The organism is Pleomorphomonas sp. T1.2MG-36 (assembly GCF_950100655.1).
Lineage (GTDB): Bacteria > Pseudomonadota > Alphaproteobacteria > Rhizobiales > Pleomorphomonadaceae > Pleomorphomonas.
Window position 1 is genome coordinate 203,202 of sequence record NZ_CATNLY010000012.1, and the last position, 17,703, is coordinate 220,904.

General features: G+C 63.8%; 14 protein-coding genes. 6 read left to right on the forward strand and 8 right to left on the reverse strand.

Translation table 11 applies throughout. The features are described from left to right. The first annotated feature begins 299 nt into the window (after positions 1–299). Positions 300–1,688 carry a tryptophanase gene (locus QQZ18_RS07875; protein WP_284539803.1) on the forward strand — a complete coding sequence of 463 codons (1,389 nt, stop codon included), beginning with the start codon at positions 300–302 and terminating at the stop codon, positions 1,686–1,688. Positions 1,689–1,865: 177 nt separating this feature from the next. Beyond that, positions 1,866–3,230 carry an amino acid permease gene (locus QQZ18_RS07880; protein ID WP_446728631.1) on the forward strand — a complete coding sequence of 455 codons (1,365 nt, stop codon included), beginning with the start codon at positions 1,866–1,868 and terminating at the stop codon, positions 3,228–3,230. A 70-nt stretch (positions 3,231–3,300) separates the two neighbouring features. Here QQZ18_RS07880 and QQZ18_RS07885 read toward each other — a convergent pair whose 3' ends face one another. From QQZ18_RS07885 to QQZ18_RS07910, 6 genes are all read right to left on the reverse strand, one after another. Further along, positions 3,301–4,599, reverse strand: coding sequence for an NAD(P)/FAD-dependent oxidoreductase (locus QQZ18_RS07885; RefSeq protein ID WP_284539807.1), 1,299 nt, complete (start codon positions 4,597–4,599; stop codon positions 3,301–3,303). A gap of 173 nt (positions 4,600–4,772) precedes the next feature. Further along, complete coding sequence (locus tag QQZ18_RS07890; protein ID WP_284539809.1) at positions 4,773–7,271, reverse strand: FAD-dependent oxidoreductase; 2,499 nt, start codon at positions 7,269–7,271, stop codon at positions 4,773–4,775. 215 nt (positions 7,272–7,486) lie between these two features. After that, positions 7,487–8,437, reverse strand: a complete 951-nt coding sequence (locus tag QQZ18_RS07895; protein ID WP_284539811.1) for an AEC family transporter — start codon at positions 8,435–8,437, stop codon at positions 7,487–7,489. 120 nt (positions 8,438–8,557) lie between these two features. After that, entirely contained in the window at positions 8,558–9,145 is a 588-nt protein-coding gene (locus QQZ18_RS07900; RefSeq protein ID WP_284539813.1) for an acetate uptake transporter, read from the reverse strand. A 141-nt stretch (positions 9,146–9,286) separates the two neighbouring features. Continuing rightward, on the reverse strand, positions 9,287–9,529 hold the full coding sequence (locus QQZ18_RS07905) for a hypothetical protein (protein ID WP_284539815.1): 243 nt from the start codon (positions 9,527–9,529) through the stop codon (positions 9,287–9,289). 115 nt (positions 9,530–9,644) lie between these two features. Beyond that, positions 9,645–10,589: a lysylphosphatidylglycerol synthase domain-containing protein gene (locus tag QQZ18_RS07910; protein WP_284539817.1), complete on the reverse strand. Its 945-nt coding sequence runs from the start codon at positions 10,587–10,589 to the stop codon at positions 9,645–9,647. A gap of 225 nt (positions 10,590–10,814) precedes the next feature. Here QQZ18_RS07910 and QQZ18_RS07915 point away from each other — a divergent pair, with 225 nt between their 5' ends. From QQZ18_RS07915 to ku (QQZ18_RS07930), 4 genes are all read left to right on the forward strand, one after another. Continuing rightward, entirely contained in the window at positions 10,815–11,219 is a 405-nt protein-coding gene (locus QQZ18_RS07915) for a hypothetical protein (protein WP_284539819.1), read from the forward strand. An 11-nt stretch (positions 11,220–11,230) separates the two neighbouring features. Then, positions 11,231–11,755, forward strand: a complete 525-nt coding sequence (locus tag QQZ18_RS07920) for a YcnI family copper-binding membrane protein (protein ID WP_284539821.1) — start codon at positions 11,231–11,233, stop codon at positions 11,753–11,755. A 52-nt stretch (positions 11,756–11,807) separates the two neighbouring features. Beyond that, entirely contained in the window at positions 11,808–13,391 is a 1,584-nt protein-coding gene (locus QQZ18_RS07925; protein WP_284539823.1) for a copper resistance CopC/CopD family protein, read from the forward strand. Positions 13,392–13,481: 90 nt separating this feature from the next. Continuing rightward, positions 13,482–14,291 (forward strand): non-homologous end joining protein Ku, encoded by an 810-nt coding sequence (gene ku, locus QQZ18_RS07930; protein ID WP_284539825.1) that lies wholly within the window; start codon positions 13,482–13,484, stop codon positions 14,289–14,291. A gap of 6 nt (positions 14,292–14,297) precedes the next feature. Here ku (QQZ18_RS07930) and ligD read toward each other — a convergent pair whose 3' ends face one another. Next, positions 14,298–16,835 carry a DNA ligase D gene (ligD, locus tag QQZ18_RS07935; RefSeq protein WP_284539826.1) on the reverse strand — a complete coding sequence of 846 codons (2,538 nt, stop codon included), beginning with the start codon at positions 16,833–16,835 and terminating at the stop codon, positions 14,298–14,300. A gap of 2 nt (positions 16,836–16,837) precedes the next feature. Continuing rightward, complete coding sequence (gene ku / locus QQZ18_RS07940; protein ID WP_284539829.1) at positions 16,838–17,671, reverse strand: non-homologous end joining protein Ku; 834 nt, start codon at positions 17,669–17,671, stop codon at positions 16,838–16,840. Positions 17,672–17,703: the final 32 nt, after the last annotated feature.

Consider the following 17,703-nt stretch of genomic DNA (forward strand, 5'->3'; position numbering starts at 1 on the left):
TTCCCGACTGTCTCCATTCACGACGCAATTGTTGGCAAATTTAGAGGCGCTGGACGCAACACAATTTCCACCGCCCGTGTTAATTGCAAAAATATCCACATACTAACGCCCAGAAATCCGCATGAACCCTAGTGTAGTGTAAATTAATTGACACTTTTGCGGCCAAATGCCACAGATATGGACACGTGAGCGCCACAATCCAGCTCATGTGGAAAAATGTTTGCAGATTCCTAGAGACGCTGTCCGCCTGTCGCATGCGACGACCGGGGTGCCCAATGGTCTGTAGGAGGTAACGGACAATGGCTATCAAGTATTTCCCCGAACCGTTCCGGATCAAGGCAGTGGAGCCGCTTCGGATGCTGACCGCAGAGGAGCGCGCAGCGAAGATCGCGGCGGCGCACTACAACCTCTTCAATCTGGCCGGCGAGGATTGCTACATCGATCTGCTCACCGACAGCGGCACCGGCGCCATGAGCCAGGAGCAGTGGGCCGGCGTGATGCGCGGCGACGAGGCCTATGCCGGCGCGTCGAGCTATTACAAGCTGCTCGCAGCGGGCAAGGATATCTTCGACTACGGCTACATCCAGCCCGTGCATCAGGGCCGCGCCGCCGAGAAGGTGCTGTTCCCGATCCTGCTCGGTAAGGGCAAGTTCGCAATCTCGAACATGTTCTTCGACACGACGCGCGCCCACGTCGAGCTGACCGGCGCCCGTTGCATCGACTGCGTCGTCGCGGTCGCCAAGGACCCGTCGCATCGTGCGCCCTTCAAGGGCAACATGGACGTCGACAAGCTGAAGAAGACCATCGCCGAGCTGGGCGCCGAGAACATCGGCCTGATCGTCATGACGATCACCAACAACTCGGCCGGCGGTCAGCCGGTGTCGATGCAGAACATGCGTGAGGTGGCCGAGGTTGCCAAGGCCAACGGCATCCTGCTCAACATCGACGCGGCCCGCTACGCCGAGAACGCCTTCTTCGTCCAGCGCGACGAGCCCGGCTATCAGAACAAGTCGATCAAGGAAATCATCCGCGAGATGTTCTCCTACGGCGACATGTTCACGATGTCGGCCAAGAAGGATGCCATCGTCAATATCGGCGGCATGCTCGGCGTCAAGGATGCCAACTCGCCGCTGATCCTGAAGATCAAGGCGAACTGCATCTCCTTCGAGGGCTTCTTCACATACGGCGGTCTTGCCGGCCGTGACCTCGAGGCGCTGGCCATCGGTCTCTACGAAGGCATCGACAACGACTATCTGCGTTACCGCATCGGTCAGGTCGAGTATCTCGCCGCTCGTCTCGACGATGCCGGCATCGGCTACCAGACTCCGGCCGGCGGCCACGGCGTCTTCGTCGACGCCCGCGCCATGTTGCCGCACATTCCTTACAACGAGTTCCCGGGCCAGGTCCTGGCCATCGAGCTCTACAAGGAAGCGGGCATCCGCTCCTGCGACATCGGCTCCTACATGCTGGGCAATCACCCGGACACGGGCGAGCAGCTCAAGGCCGATTTCGAGTTCACCCGTCTCGCCATTCCGCGCCGGGTCTACACGCAGGCTCATATCGACATCATGGCCGAGGCCCTGATCGAGATCAAGAAGCGCGCCCACACCATCAAGCGCGGTTACCGCATCACTTGGGAGCCGCCGATCCTCAGGCACTTCCAGGCCCACCTCGAGCCGATCGCCTGATCGACCGGCCGGGAGACCAAAGAGGAAACCAAGGTCGTCGCCCAATGATGGCGAACTGACCGACACAAGCAGGCGGGCGCCGTAATCCGAGGAGGGAACGGCGTCCGCTCCGACGGGGGACCAACCGGATATTCATACGGCCTTACGCCATGCTATCCGGTTCAACGGGAGGACATGATGTCTTCAGAAACGCAATCGCATCTCTCGCGCGGCCTTAAAAACCGCCACATCCAGATGATCGCCCTGGGCGGGGCAATCGGCACGGGCCTTTTCTACGGCTCGGCCGCCTCCATCCAGCTTGTCGGACCGGGCATCATCGTTTCCTACATCATCGGCGGCTTCGTGATGTATCTCATCATGCGCATGCTCGGTGAGATGTCGACCGAAGAGCCGGTGGCCGGCGCCTTCAGCCACTTCGCCTACAAGTACTGGGGCGAGTTCGCAGGCTTCCTGGCCGGCTGGAACTACTGGTTCCTCTATATCCTGGTCTCGATGGCCGAACTGACGGTGGTGGGCATCTACGTCGCCTACTGGTTCCCGGACTTCCCAGCCTGGCTGACATCGCTGATCGTTCTGGTGACGATCACGGCGGTCAACCTGATCAACGTGCGCCTCTATGGTGAAGCCGAATTCTGGTTCGCCATCATCAAGGTGCTGGCGGTGATCGGCATGATCGTGCTCGGCCTCGTGCTGATCCTCTTCGGCCTCGGCGGCGAAGCGACCGGCCTCTCCAATCTCTGGATCCATGGCGGTTTCTTCCCCAACGGCATGTGGGGTCTGCTGCTGTCGCTGGTGGTGGTCATGTTCTCCTTCGGCGGCACCGAGCTGATCGGCATCACCGCCGGCGAAGCCGACGACCCCAAGAAGTCGATCCCGCAGGCCATCCGTCAGGTCATGTGGCGTATCCTGATCTTCTACATCGGCGCCCTCACGGTAATGATGATCATCTTCCCGTGGAACCAGGTCGGCATGGAAGGCAGCCCGTTCGTCACGATCTTCAGCAAGCTCGGCATCGGCTCGGCCGCCCACATCCTGAACTTCGTGGTGCTGACGGCAGCGATCTCGGTCTACAACTCCGGCATCTACTCCAACGGCCGCATGCTCTACAGCCTGGCCGAACAGGGTAACGCACCGAAGGTGTTCACCAAGCTCGGCGCCAACAAGGTCCCCTATGTGGCGATCCTGTTCTCGTCGGCCTGCACGCTGGTCGTCGTCGCCATCAACTACCTGATCCCGGAAGGTGCCTTCATGCAGGTGATGGCCGTTGCCACCACCGCCGCCACCATCACCTGGGTGATGATCGTGCTGGTTCACATGAAGTTCCGCAAGGCGCATGCCGCCGATGTCGCCAAACTGACCTTCCCGGCGCCCTTCTACCCGATCGCCAACTACTTCTGCGTCGGTTTCATGGCCCTGGTGATCATCATGATGACTCAGATGGAATCGATGCAGATGGCGGTCTTCGTGCTGCCGGCCTGGTTGATCGTCCTCTACGTCGGCTTCCTGTTCCGCAGCAGGTCCAGGACGGTCGCCGCCGAATAATCGACGCCCCCTGAACGACGAAACGGCGCGGTCCCCCTGGGGCCGCGCCGTCTTGTTTTAGGGTGGTGGATCAGGCTGCGGCGTTGTCGTCGAACTTGATCGAGCGGAGCTTGTCGACGCCGATGACCTGCAAGGCGAGCTTCTCGTAGAAGGGCTCGGACTGGCCGGTCCGGATCTTTCGCAGGAAGTACTTCTCGAAGCCGACCTTGGCGACGTGTACCCAGTAGCCCGACGACGACCAGTTGACGTTGCGTGGAGGGATCTGCGGCTGGGCAACGAAGGCGACGCCGTTGTCGCCGAAGTCGGCAAGGCAGATGGCATTCCACGACGCTTCGGCGTTGGGCGCCTTGCCCTCGATCATCCGCTCGATGTTGTGGGCAGTGGCCGTCACCATCGACTCGATCATGAATCCGGTCTTGGGAACGCCGACCGGCACCGCCGTCTTGCCCATGGGCGGTATGGCGACGCAAACGCCGATGGCGAACACATTGGGAAATGCTTGATTTTGCTGGTGCCGGTCAATGGTGAAGAAGCCGCGCGGATTGACGAGACCGGCGGCGGATCGCACTGCGTCGACGCCGCGGAAAGCCGGCAGGATCATCGAGAAGGCGAAAGGCAGGTCGTGGCGGGCCTTGGGCGCGCCCTCCTCCGTCAGCTCCTCGACGTGCAGCACGCTGGCATCGACCGTTTCGATGCGTGCGTTGGTGATCCACTTGATGTGATGGCTGCGCAACTGGCTCTCGAGCAGTCCCTTGGTGTCGCCGACCCCGTCCAGACCGAGATGGCCGATATAGGGCTCGGGCGTCACGAAGGTCATCGGCACGCGATCGCGCACCTTTGCGTCTCGCAGGGCTTTGTCGAGAACGAAGGCGAACTCGTAGGCCGGACCGAAACACGACGCCCCTTGCGCCGCGCCGATGATCACCGGACCGGGGTTGGCGATCAACCGATCGACAGCCGCCTTCGCCTCGACGGCATGGCCGACCTGGCAGATCGATTGCGTATGGCCCTTCGGGCCAAGGCCGGGAACCTCGTCAAAGGCGAGTTCGGGGCCTGTCGCCACGACGAGATAGTCGTAGGAGACACTCTCTCCGTTGGATAGCTGGATACGGTTTTCTTCCGGGACCAGCCTCTCGGCACCTTCCGGGCGGAGGGCAATGCCGGCTTTCGAAAACACCGGCGCGAGGTCCACCTCCACCGAGGCCGGATCGCGCCAGCCGACCGCAACCCAGGGATTCGAGGGGACGAACGAGTAGGTCGCTCCCCGGTTGACGACGGTTACCTGATGGTCTCGGCCGAGAACCTTGCGAAGTTCGTAGGCCATGATGGTTCCGCCCAGTCCTGCCCCCAGCACCACCACATGCGACATGCTCGCCCTCCCCTGTCCGAATGCACCGGTCTATAATTTAGTATTTTATAATATACGTCTTTTCTTGAAATACGACGATGCGACTTTGGTCAGGAAGAAGGAAGCTCAGAGGCCAGTGAAAAAGGCCGCCACACGGGTGACGGCCTTTTCCGGTCTCTCGATTTTTGGGCGGCTCAGATGAACAGCGTGGCCGACGACTGCTGCGCCTCGCCGAGGAACGTCGCAACGCCGCCGATCTCGACGCCATCGATCAGCTCTTCGCGGCGAATGCCCATGACGTCCATCGACATCTGGCAAGCCACGAGCGTGGCGCCGCCGTCGACGAGCGACGCCAGCAAGCTTGCTGGCGTATCGACGTTCTTGTCGCCCATCACCTTGCGCATCAGGCGGCCGCCGAGGCCGCCGAAGTTCATGTTGGACAGCCGGTTGAGCCGGCGCGCGCCCTTGGGCAGCATGAAGCCGAAGGCGGCGTCGATCATCGGTTTGCGCGGGCTCGGGGCGTCTGGTTTTCTCAGCACGTTGAGGCCCCAGAAGGTGAAGAACAGCGTCACCTTCGAGCCCATGGCGAGCGCGCCGTTGGCGATGATCAGAGACGCCATGACCTTGTCGAGGTCGCCCGAGAAGACCACGAGGGTCGTGCCATCACGGGAGGCCACGGCCGTACCTTCGGTGCGCGCGGGCGGTGCTTCCGCCTTGCGGATCCGGGCGGTGATGACGCCCTTCTCGGTTCCGACACCGAGCAGTTGGTTGCCGGTCTTGTCGGCCCAGGCGCGAATGTCGCGGCCGAAGGCGGGATCGGACGCCTTCACTTCCAGCAGATCGCCCGCCTCCATCGCCTCGATGGCCCGGAAGGTCTTGAGGATCGGGCCAGGGCACTGCAGGCCGGTGGCGTCGAGCATTTGCACGTTGCCCGCGACGGCTACGCGGCAAGCGCCCTTCTGCGTCTCCATTTCCGATGGGGCGCGGCGGCGGATATCCTCGTAGTCGAACAGGTCGGGGCTCGCCTGCTTCTCGGTGGCCCAGGCATAGGTCTTGAAGCCGCCGGTCAGGTTGCGCACGTTCTTGAAGCCTTCCTGCTTCAGGATGCGGTAGGCAAGATAACCGCGGAGACCGACCTGGCAGAAAATGATGAGCGGCTTCTCCGGATCGAGCTCGCCGATCCGCTCGCGCAGATGATCGAGCTCGATGTTGCGGGCGCCCGGCAGCGTGCGGATCGAGAACTCCTCGGGCGTCCGCACGTCGACGAGCTGGACCGAGGCGGGATCGTCCCGCAGCAGATCCCTGAGATCGCGCCAGCCGATGATCTCGTGGCTGCCGTTCAGCACGTTCTCGGCGACATAGCCGGCAATGTTGACGGGGTCCTTGGCCGAACCGAAGGGCGGCGCATAGGCCAGCTCCAGCTCGGTGAGGTCAGTCACCTTCAGACCGGCCCGGATCGCGGTGGCAATGACGTCGATCCGCTTGTCGGCACCGTCGACGCCGACGGCCTGGGCACCCAGGATCGTGCCATCGAGGCCATAGACCAGCTTCAGGCTGATCTGCTGGCTGCCGGGATAATAGGAGGCGTGCGAACCGGAATGGGTGATGCTGGCCCGATAGGGAATGCCGAGCGCCCGAACCGCCGTCTCGTTGAGGCCGGTGCAGGCGGCTGCGAGATCGAACACCTTGAGAATGGCGGTGCCAAGCGTGCCGCCATAGCTCCGGTAGCTTGCCGGATCAGCCGCAAGCATGTTGTCGGCAACGATGCGCGCCTGACGGTTGGCTGGCCCCGCCAACGGGATCAGCGCCATGCGGCCGGATACCTTGTTCATCACCTCGATGGCGTCGCCCACCGCGAAGATGGCGGGATCGGAGGTCGCCAGATGCTCGTCGACCTTGATGCCGCCGACGGCGCCCAACTCGAGGCCGGCGTCGCGCGCCAGCTTCACCTCGGGCCGCACGCCGATGGCCAGCACCACGATGTCGGCCTGGATGCGCTTGCCGGAGGCGAGGAAGACGATGGTGTGATCCGGACGGTCCTCGAAATGCTCGACCTTGTCATCGAGATGGAGCTCGATTTCCTTGTCGCGCATATGGGCATGGACGATGGCCGCCATCTCGTCGTCGAAAGGAGCCAGAACATGTGGGGCGCCTTCGACGACGGTGGTGAACAGGCCACGCTCGTGGAAGTTCTCTGCCACCTCGAGGCCGATGTAGCCGCCGCCGATCACCACGGCCCGGCGTGGCTTGGTCTCGGCCAGGGAAGACATGATGCGATCGAGGTCGGGCACGTTGCGCAGCGTGAAGATGCGGGGCGATGCGATGCCGGGAATGGCCGGCTTCAGCACTTCGGCGCCGGGCGACAGCAGCAGACGGTCATAGCTCTCGACCGTCTCTTCGCCGTTCTCAAGATTGCGCAGCGTTACCGTCCTGGCGGCACGATCGATGGAGAGGGCTTCGGTGCGCGAGCGGACATCGACGTGATACCGCGCCTCGAACATCGCTTCCGATGTGACCAGCAGCTTGTCGCGTTCGGCGATGGCGCCGGAGATGTGATAGGGCAGCCCGCAGTTGGCGAAGCTGATGTAGGGACCGCGTTCGACGAGAACGATTTCCGCCCTTTCGTCCAGGCGCCGCAGGCGAGCCGCCGCCGTGGCGCCACCGGCCACGCCACCGATGATGATGATCTTCATGCTCAACTCCATTTCTTGAAGTTGTTATATACGCACTTACTAATTTATGGAAGCCGTAGGAAGACGGATCATGTCGTCGCCCTCAGGGAAGCTGCTCATGTGGCTTGCCGGGCACCATCGGGCGGAAAACCGTGGCGCGCGCACCTGACCACCGCCGATAGCGCGCCGCCCCATCTCGCCTATCTTCGGCAGGTCGATCTACGCCCTGCCCTGCCTCAGCCAAACGATGGAAAGACGGCGATGATGCCGGCGAAGATCGCCAGGGACGCCAACGTGTGAATCGTCAGCACTTGCATGATCAGAGGCCGTTCGGCCGTCGCCGCCGCATCGTCGGGCATGAACAGCGGCACGATGAAGGGCGGAGGAAGGATCATCAGCGTGAACAGCGCCACCTGATAACGCAGCTCGAAACCAAACAGGTGACCGAGCACCAGAAACGCCGCGATGCCGGCCAGCGGCACCTGCACGATGGCCCGGGCGGCCATGACGCGCACGATCTTGCCGCCGTCGACAGCTTCGAAGCGGAGACCGTAACCGACCACGATCAGAACGGCGGGAACCACCATCGGAGCCAGGAAGCGCAGGCTGTGGATGATGGCGTCGATGCCCGGAACGGTTTCAAGCGTCGCGGTCCGAAGTCCCAAGCCATTGCAAAGGAGGCCGGCGAGGATCGCCATCGTGACCGGATTACGGGCAAAGCCGAGGATCAGGTCGCCCGGCCGGGCCGAACCGTCGCGGGCGGCGATCAGCAAGGCAAAGAATACGAACCAGATGAAGAGCTCGTGGCCCAGCGCCACCACGGCAATCGATGGCAGCGCGCCGGCGCCGTAGGCACCGGCGAACAGGCTGACGCCAAGCATGCCAAACTCGTAGCCGCCGGCCAGGAAGGGCGTGAACCGGTCGGCAGGATAAAGGCGGCGGATCAGCGGCCAGCCAAGCGCCAGACCGACACTGCAGGCCAGAAACACCACTGCGACCAGAGAAAGGTGATCGACCGACAGGCTCATGTCGACAAAGGACAGGAATAGCACCGACGGCAACACCATGCGCACCACGATCTGGCGCAAGCCGTCGACAGCCGCGTCGGATAGCCAACCGAAAAGGCGGCTGACGACGCCGAGGGCGATCAACAAGAAGATGGGAAGAATCTGGCCGACGAGCGACATGGCGTTCCCTTACGAGTTTGGAAAGACAATATCGCTCGCGCGGCCAGCCATCTGAACAGTCGTAGAACTGTTTATCCGGTTGGCAACGCGGAGAGTTCTCCGCATTTCCGCCGTCGTCGATCAGGGGGTCACCGGGCCGATCGGCCAGACGGTGCGGCCATAGACCTCGTTCAACACCTGCGCCAGACCGGCGTAGATCGCCGAGGCACCGCAGAACAGTCCTTCCCAGCCGGCAAGGCGGGTGATGGCCTCGTTGCCGGTAGCGTCGCCGATGGCAAGCAGTGCGAACAGCACGGTGAGCGAGCCGAACACGACCTGCAAGGCGCGATTGAGGCGCAGCGTGCCGATGAACAGGATGGCCGTGAACACGCCCCACATGCCAAGGAAGGCCGGCATGGCGGCATCCGGCGACGGACCGGCAATGCCGAGCGAGGTCTTCTGCAACACGATGAGCCCGACCAGCGACAGCCAGAACATGCCGTAGCTGGTGAAGGCCGTGGCCGCAAAGGTGTTGCCCTTCTTCCACTCCATGATGCCGGCGATCATCTGGGCGATACCGCCGTAGAAGATGCCCATGGCCAGGATCATCGTATCCATCGGATAGAAGCCGGCGTTGTGGAAGTTCAGAAGCATGGTGGTCATGCCGAAGCCCATCAACCCGAGCGGAGCGGGATTGGCGGTGGCATCGGTCGAATGGGCGGAACTCATGGCGGGAATCCAGGCAGGAGAAGCAGACGAGCGGACCTCGCCGAAGCGTCTCAACGCCCGCCGCGAGCTCCGGCGGCGCCATCCCTAGAGGAGATGCCTGGAAAAACGAGTTGGGAAAGACGCATACCGGCCTTGGCGCCGTCAGCCGTCATCGCGAAGAAACATCACCGCAAAGCCCATCTGCACGCTGGAAAAGGTAAGCCCCACCGAAAAGGTGAGGATCGCCAGCGCCAGCCCCGCCGAGGAAGAGGCGAAAATCAGCGTGGCGATGCCGCCGATATCCAAGGCGAGCAGCAGGCCGACGAACAGGATGGCAACGCCGAACCCGATCGCGGCATGGCGAATCAAGAAGCGAACCAGAAGCGGCAGGCTGGAAATAGACATCGTCTCGCGTCCTTCGTCCGGCGCCACGTCAGGTCATCGGAGAGGCCGATGATAGCGCATTCTCGGGAAGAAAACGAGAAACCTGAAAACGAGCTTCATGTTCCAGCGAGCGGTCTCATGTGTCCTCAGACGCCCGATCCGAACGAAAGCGCGAGCGTTCGAACAGCAGCACCACCACCAAGGCCATGATGAAGGGAACGATGAGATAGAAGAGACGAAACACCAGAAGCGCGGCGATCACATCGGCGTCGGCCATATCGGGCAGACCCATGACGAAAACCAGCTCGAACACGCCAAGGCCGCCGGGAACGTGCGAGATCAGCGCCGCCGAGAAGGACATCAGGAAGATGCCGAGCACGACGAAGTAGCCGGGATTGCCGGCGTCCGGCAGGGCAAAATAGATGATGCCCGCCGCCCCCAGCAGCTCGCATATGCCGACCGCGAGCTGAGACAGGGTCACATGCAGCGACGGATAGACGATGGCGAAGCGACCGATGTGCAACGGCTTGAACCGCATCACGCTGCCCAGGACATAAAGCGCCACCAGGAACAGCAGGAACGCGCCGGTCGCCCGGGACGCCGTCATGGGCAAGAGATCGCCGAAACGCTTGACGATGTCGGGGTCGAGCACCAGCACGAGGCCGATCAGCGTCACCGTGCCCAGGATGAAGGTAAACGAGCAAAAGGCGATCAGCAGGCCGATCTCGGCCGGCGACAGCCCCTTCGTGGAATAGGCGCGGTAGCGCACGACACCGCCGGACACCACCGACGCCCCGATGTTGTGAGACAGGGCGTAGGTGGTGAAGGAGCAGACGGTGATGAACAGCCAGTTGATTCGCTTGCCGAGATGCAGGAGCGCCACCCGATCGTAGCCGGCCAGCGCGCCGTAGGCGACGAGAGTACACGCGCCAGCCATGGCCCAGTGGAGCGTCGGAATTGCCGCGAGGCTATCACCGACGTTTTCCAGGGAAAGCCCACGGAGTTCCCGGAGGAGAAGCCAAACGGACAGCACGATCGTCGCCGTCGCCACCATTGGCCAGAAATAACGCTTCAGCTTCATTCGCTCCGGCCGCTCGCAGTCACCTCGTACCGATGAAAGGCCCAAGGACCTCGGCGAAGCATTCAGTTTACGAGCGGCAGGGCGACCGGATCAATCCTCAACTTTGCGCACCGGAAAATCGCCGCGCGACGTCGGCCTTAAACTTGAGTTTGCGAGAAAGCAAAGAAGCCCGTACCGTCCTGCTGCAGATTGCGACCTGTTTGCAACTGGAGCCAAGGACGCGTCGTGAGCGGCTGGGAACGGATGGCGAGGAGCATGACGGCGCTGGCGGCCACCTTGGCCCTGGCGCTGCAGCTCGTCATGCCCCCAGCGGCCGACGCGGCGGCGGTGGACGCCAGCCAGACCGCCATCTGCCATTCGGACTTGGCCCTTGCCGATCACGGTGACAGGCACGAGACCCCACCGGGCAAGGCCGGCTGCGACTGGTGCATGCTTTGCGGCAAGCTCGGAACGGCGGTGGGGCCTCTCGACCGGGTTGCCGGCATACCGCAGCGGGCAGCCCTGCCCATGGCGGTCATCACCCCGACCGCCGATCCCGGCCACAGCACTCCCCCTCCCCAGCGAGGCCCAGTCGGGGCACGGGCGCCTCCGGATTCGCGTGATCGGATCACAGCCATCACTCGATTCTGAAGGACAAAGACATGACCAAGACCACACTGGCCGCTCTTGGAGCCGCCGCGCTGCTGCTCGCCCCTGCCACGGCCCTCGCCCACATCACGCTGGAGGCGCCGGAGGCGGCGGTCGGCTCCACCTACAAGGCCGTCCTGCGCGTGCCCCATGGTTGCGCGGGAGCAGCGACGCTGAAGGTGCGCGTGCATATCCCCGAGGGATTCATCGCCGTGAAGCCGATGCCCAAGGCCGGCTGGACTCTCGACACCGTCAAGGGCAGCTATGCCAACAGCTACGAACTGCATGGCAACACGGTCAGCGAGGGCGTGAAGGAGCTGTCGTGGACCGGCAATCTGCCCGACGACTACTATGACGAGTTCGTCTTCCGCGGCACGCTGACCGAGGCGTTCGCGGCAGGCACCAACGTGTATTTCCCTGTCGTGCAGGAGTGCGAGGGCGGCGCGGTCGACCGTTGGATCGAGATACCGGCCGATGGCAAGAGCGCGGACGACTACGAAGCGCCGGCGCCCGGCGTCAGGATCGTCGCCCCCAAGTGATGGAGCGGGCGGCGCGGGAGGCTGCGCCGCCCCTTTTTTCAGGAACGCTTCGATGCTCCGCTTCCTCGCCAGGCTCGCCCTGATCGTCGTCGGCTGCGCTGCTCTGGCCGGCCCGTGCCTTGCGCATGCCGCCCTCGTTGGCAGTGAACCCGTCGAGGGCAGCGTCGTCGCCGCGTCGCCCGATACGATCCGGCTATCCTTCAACGAGCCCGTCACCCCGCTTGCCCTGAAACTCTTCTACCCCGACGGCCGAAGCGTCGAACCCCATGGATCGGCGCAGAACAACGACTTGATCGTGGAGCTTCCCGCCACCACCGACCAGGGCACCTACGCACTCAGCTGGCGCGTTGCCTCCGCCGACGGACATCCGATCGGCGGCACATCGATGTTTTCCGTGGGTCATGCCAGTCACCGCTCCGCCGCAGCGGCCCCGTCGTCGTCGCCGGCCATCGCCGTCCCCATCTGGCTCGCACGGATCGGCGTCTACTTGGGCTGGATCGGCGGGATTGGCGGCGCCTTCTTCCTGACGGTCATCGCCGGGCGGCGCCCGCCTCAGGCCGATCGCATGGTCGTCGCGCTGCTCGGCCTCGGAGCCATCGCCACCGCCGTTTCCTTCGGCCTCCAGGGACTCGATGAGCTTGGCAGCAATCTTGCCGACCTCGGCAGCACGGCCGTCTGGAGCGCCGGCCTGCAGTCCCGCTATGGCGAGACACTCGGCCTCGGCAGCGTGGCGCTCCTTCTCGCCGCCGTCGCCCTTCGCTGCCGGAGGCGCGGATTGGCCACGGGGTTCGCCACGGCATCGCTTCTGATGGTGGCCTTCGCCATGACGCTGAGCGGCCACGCCGGCACGGCGGCGCCCATCTGGGTCTCACGCCCCGCCCTAGCTTTGCACGCCGCCGCCGCGACGCTGTGGGGCGGCTCGCTCCTTCCTTTGCTCATCCTCGTCGCAACACGCCACGAATGCGCCGCGCCTGCCGCATTGCGACTGTCGGCCGCCCTCTTGCCGACCATCGCAGCCCTCGTGCTTTCGGGCGCGACGCTTGCCGTCCTGCAAGGCGTGACCGTGACGAACCTTATGGAGACCGGCTACGGCCGCCTGCTGGCCTGCAAGCTGGCGCTGGTCCTCGTCATGCTGGCTCTCGGTGCTCTGAACCGGCACGTTCTCGTGCCACGGCTTGCGACGGACGGGCCTGCGTATGGCCGCCATCTGCGCCGCGTGCTTGCCGTGGATGTCTGCCTTCTGCTGGCGGTCCTCGCCGTCGTCGCGGGCTGGCGCTTCACGCCGCCGCCCCGCAGCGTCGCCGCCATGGAGGCCGCACTGCGGCACCGGCAGATGCTGCATATCCACACGGACCGGGGCATGGCGATGATCGAGCTCGGCGACCGTGGTAGCCTCGATATCCGCCTGAGCGGCGCCGATGGCCGTCCGATGCCAGCACGCGAGGTACGCGTCAGCCTCGCTAACCCCGCCTCAGGCATCGAGCCGTTGCAACGACATGCAACGCGTGTGGAAGAAGGGCGCTGGAGCGTCGACGAGCTAACACTCCCCATCGGAGGCGCCTGGACCCTGCGGCTCAACATCCTCGTCAGCGATTTTGACAGCCTCTCCCTAGAAGGAACGCTGATGGTTCCCTGATCCTGGGATGCGTGGCATCGGTCGAGCCGTCGCCTCGTGCGGAACCGCGCGTGCCGTCCGGTGGTTTCATCGCCAACCGGAGGACCAGCAATGGCATCCCACACGTTCTGGAAGGGCTATCTGAAACTGTCGCTCGTCACCTGTCCGGTGACCATGCGACCCGCCACCAGTGAAGCCGACAAGGTGCGGTTTCACGTGCTCAACGCCAAGACAGGCAACCGGGTGATCAGTCGCTATGTCGACGCAGAGACGGGCAAGCCCATCGAGGAAGACGACGAGGTCAAGGGCTATCCGCTCGATGAGGACGGCAAGCATGTCCTCCTCGAAGACGAGGAGATCGAGGCGGTCGCCCTCGACAGCACGCACACCCTCGATATCGATATGTTCGTGCCCTCCGACTCCGTGCCGTGGGTCTATTACGACAAGCCTCATTATCTCTTGCCGAGCGATCCGGTCGGCGAAGAGGCCTTCGCGGTGATCCGGGAAGCCATGGCGACCACCAAGACGGTCGGCATCTCCCGCCTCGTGCTTTACCGGCGCGAACGAGCCGTGCTGCTGGAGCCGCGCGGCAAGGGCATCGTGGTCTGGACGTTGCGCTACGGCGACGAGGTGCGGCCCGACAAGGACTATTTCGACAAGATCGACGGCGACAAGGTCGAACCCGGGGCAATGAAGTTGATCAAGGAGCTGATCGACAAGAAAACCGTGCCGTGGGATCCCGAGATGGTATCCGACCCGGTGCAGGAGAAGCTCCTCGACATCATCTCGGCCAAGAAGAAAAAGCGGAAGCGCCCGGCAAAGGCCAAGGCGAGCGTCGAAGAGAAGCCCGGCAACGTCGTCAACATCATGGACGCGCTTAGAAAAAGCGTGGCGTCGGAGAAAGCGAGCAAGTCCCGATAGGACGCCTCAGGCGCCCTGCCCTCGCTTTTTCCTGCCAACGTCGAGCGGCACCGCCGCGGCGCGGAACTCTTCCCATGGATCGGCCCGCATCGCCGCCAGCCGGGCCGGCAGGTTCGAGACGGTGAAATGGGCGGGGCCGATGCCGGGGTCGAGTTCCTCCCAACTGATCGGCGTCGAGACCGCCGCGCCCGGCCGGGCGCGTGTCGAATAAGGGGCTACCGCCGTGGAGCCGCGCTGGTTGCGCAGGTAGTCGACCAGGATTTTGCCCCGCCGTTTGGATTTCGAGATCGTCGCGACGAACCGGTCCGGACTGTCGGACGCCATAGCCTCGGCGAGCGACTTGGTGAAGGCCTTGACCTCCGGCCACTCCGCCGAAGGCTTCAGCGGCGCGACGACGTGCAGCCCCTTGCCGCCCGAGGTCTTCACGAACGGGTTGAGACCCGCATCGACAAGGCGCTGGCGGACCTCCTGCGCGGCATCGAGCACCGCCGGCCACGGCACGTCCTCACCCGGATCGAGATCCAGGATGATGATATCGGGCCGCTCCCAGTCGGCAACCGTCGACCCCCAGGGATGGATCTCCAGGGCGGCCGACTGAACGAGGCCCATCATTCCGTCCAGATCGTTGATGCTGACCCAGGGATCCTCATCCGGATCGGCCGGATCGGGGACGGTCACGATGTTGGCGTTCAGGCCCTTCCAGGCGTGCTTCTGGAAAAACCGCTCGCCCTCAATGCCGCTTGGGCAGCGAAGAAGGGCCAGCGGGCGACCGACGACATAGGGGGCCATGAACCGCCATACATCGGCGTAGAAGTTCGCGAGGCCTTCCTTGGTGATCCCCTCGTCGGGCCAATAGAGCCGGTCGGGATGGGTAAGCTTGACCGTGCGGCGCTGGGGCTTCGGCGCCTTGGCCTCGGCTTTCGGCGCCTCGCGGACGATGTCGCTCGCCGGCTTGTCTTCGCGCAGCCCCCGGAAAGAGGCGTGCCGGAGATGCCCATCGGCGGTCCAGGCCCGAAACTCGACCTCCGCTACCAGCTCCGGACGAACGTATCTGACGCCTCGCCGCTCGTCGGCCGTCATGGCATTGTCGAACGGCTTTTCATCCGTGCGCAGCCGCTCCAGCCGGGTTTGCAGGGACTCGGCAACCTCGGCGCTGAAGCCTGTTCCGACCCGGCCGACGTGCTGGAGCTTGCCCTCCTCGAACACGCCGAGCGCCAGCGAGCCGACGGCTTTGCGAGAGACCGTCGATGGCACGTATCCGCCGATGACGAACTCCTGCCGCGCCGAGCACTTCGACTTGACCCAGGTTTTTCCCCGCCCCGGACGATAGGGAGCATCGCGCCGCTTGCTGACGATGCCCTCGAGGCTCAGTCGGCAAGCGTGCTGCAACACCATGGCGCCGCTTTCGTCGAGATGCGCACTGAAGCGGACAACGCCCTCTCCGGGAGGAATGAGCTTTTCGAGCAGGGTCTTGCGCTCGATCAGCGGCAAGCTTCTGAGGTCATAGCCATCGAGATAGATGAGGTCGAAGACGTAGAAGACGAAGCGATCGGTTCGGCCGGCGCTAAGATCGGCCTGAAGCGCCGAGAAATCCGTGGCCCCTGACGCCGTTTCGACGACCAGTTCGCCATCGACAATGGCCGCACCGAGCGGCAGGTCCTGCAGGGCAGCGAGAACACCCTTTCCGAACTTCTTGGTCCAGTCGAGGCCGCTGCGCGTCAGCAGCTTGACCCGCCCCGCCTCGATGTGCGCGAGGAGGCGATAGCCGTCGAACTTGATTTCGTGCAGCCATTTCTCGCCGGTTGGGGCTGAGGAGACCAACGTCGCGAGCATCGGCTCTATGACGTCGGGCATAGGCGCCTTCTTCGCGCCCTTCACGCCGGCCAGATCTGGCGTTTCTACCTCTTGCGCCGCCACATCCGGCTTGGGCTTGGCGGTGGTTTTCCTGGCCTTGCGCGGCTTGATCCGCTTGGCGTCGGCGTTTTCGGCCACCTCCTCCAGGCTGCGCCCGGTCTTCACGGACTCGGGTCGCTCTTCCAGAATGTCGATGTCCGCCTCGCCACGGGCAAACTCGTCGTCGCCCTTGATCAAGAGCCAGTTCTCGCGCTTCTCGCCCGGCTTGCCGTGCATGCGCACCAGATGCCAGCGCCCGGTCAACTTCTCGCCGGCCAGTTCGAACTCGAGGTGCCCCTTGGCGTAGCCCTTGCGAGCGTCGCCGATCGGCGACCAGGTGCCCCGGTCCCAGAGCACGACCGTACCGCCGCCATACTGGCCCTTGGGGATCGTGCCTTCGAAGTCGCCGTAGTCCAGGGGATGATCCTCGACATGGACGGCGAGACGTTTCTCGTCGGGAACAAGGCTCGGACCTCGGGTCACCGCCCAGCTTTTCAGGACTCCGTCCATTTCCAGGCGGAAATCGTAGTGCAGGCGCGTGGCATCGTGCTTCTGAACGACGAAAGCCTTGCCCTCGCCCGCCGCGAGCTTGCCCTCGGGCTCGGGCGTCGACTTGAAGTTGCGCTTCTGGCGGTAGGTTTCGAGGGCCATGATCAGCCTGCCTTCCTGCGCGAGCCGGCCCGCGACGCCGAACCGGACTTACCCTTGGGTTTGCCGAGCCCGGCGCTCTCGCGGAGCGCCGCCATCAGGTCGATGACCTTCTCTTCCTTGGGCGCCTTGCGCGGCTTGATCTTCTTGCCCTCGATCTTCGCCTTCACCAGTTCGGCCAGCGCCGCCTCGTAGCGATCGTCGAACCCGGCGATGTCGAACTCGCCCATCTTGGTATCGATGATGTGCTCGGCAAGGTCGAGCATCTCGCCCTTGAGCTTGAGATCGGGGATGTCGCGAAACTCGTCGGCGGCAGCGCGGACCTCGTAGTCGAAGTTGAGCGTCGTGGCGATCAGCCCATCCTGGTGAGGCCGGATCAGAAGAGTGCGGACGCGGCGGAACAGCATGGTCCGGGCGATGGCGGCGACTTTCTTTTCCCTGAGGCCGTCCCTGATGATGGCATAGGCTTCCTGGGCCACGCGATCCGAGGGGGCAAGATAGTAGGGCTTGTCGAAATAGACGTCGTCGATCTCGCCGCAACCGATGAAGGCCGACACCGCCAGCGTCTTGTCGCTCTCCGGCACGGCAGCCTTCAGCTCCTCGGGAGTGAGTTCGATGTAGTTGCCGTCGCTGACCTCGTAGCCCTTGACCTGGTCCTCTCGATCGACCGGCTTTTCGGTTTCGGCATCGACGTATTGGCGCTCGACGCGGTTGCCGGTGGCGCGATTGAGAGTATGGAAGACGATGCGTTCCGAGGTGGATGCCGCCGTGTAAAGCGAGACGGGGCAGATGACCTCAGCGATCTTCAGAACGCCCTTCCAGTTCGCCCGTGGTGCCATGATCTTTCCCGCTCTCGAAGACGGACACGCAG

Bases quoted from the DNA above. Each gene is read 5' to 3' on its own strand.
- QQZ18_RS07875 (WP_284539803.1), top strand. From the start codon at position 300: ATGGCTATCAAGTATTTCCCCGAACCGTTCCGGATCAAGGCAGTGGAG.
- QQZ18_RS07880 (WP_446728631.1), top strand. From the start codon at position 1,866: ATGTCTTCAGAAACGCAATCGCATCTCTCGCGCGGCCTTAAAAACCGC.
- QQZ18_RS07885 (WP_284539807.1), bottom strand. From the start codon at position 4,599: ATGTCGCATGTGGTGGTGCTGGGGGCAGGACTGGGCGGAACCATCATG.
- QQZ18_RS07890 (WP_284539809.1), bottom strand. From the start codon at position 7,271: ATGAAGATCATCATCATCGGTGGCGTGGCCGGTGGCGCCACGGCGGCG.
- QQZ18_RS07895 (WP_284539811.1), bottom strand. From the start codon at position 8,437: ATGTCGCTCGTCGGCCAGATTCTTCCCATCTTCTTGTTGATCGCCCTC.
- QQZ18_RS07900 (WP_284539813.1), bottom strand. From the start codon at position 9,145: ATGAGTTCCGCCCATTCGACCGATGCCACCGCCAATCCCGCTCCGCTC.
- QQZ18_RS07905 (WP_284539815.1), bottom strand. From the start codon at position 9,529: ATGTCTATTTCCAGCCTGCCGCTTCTGGTTCGCTTCTTGATTCGCCAT.
- QQZ18_RS07910 (WP_284539817.1), bottom strand. From the start codon at position 10,589: ATGAAGCTGAAGCGTTATTTCTGGCCAATGGTGGCGACGGCGACGATC.
- QQZ18_RS07920 (WP_284539821.1), top strand. From the start codon at position 11,231: ATGACCAAGACCACACTGGCCGCTCTTGGAGCCGCCGCGCTGCTGCTC.
- QQZ18_RS07925 (WP_284539823.1), top strand. From the start codon at position 11,808: ATGCTCCGCTTCCTCGCCAGGCTCGCCCTGATCGTCGTCGGCTGCGCT.
- ku (WP_284539825.1), top strand. From the start codon at position 13,482: ATGGCATCCCACACGTTCTGGAAGGGCTATCTGAAACTGTCGCTCGTC.
- ligD (WP_284539826.1), bottom strand. From the start codon at position 16,835: ATGGCCCTCGAAACCTACCGCCAGAAGCGCAACTTCAAGTCGACGCCC.
- ku (WP_284539829.1), bottom strand. From the start codon at position 17,671: ATGGCACCACGGGCGAACTGGAAGGGCGTTCTGAAGATCGCTGAGGTC.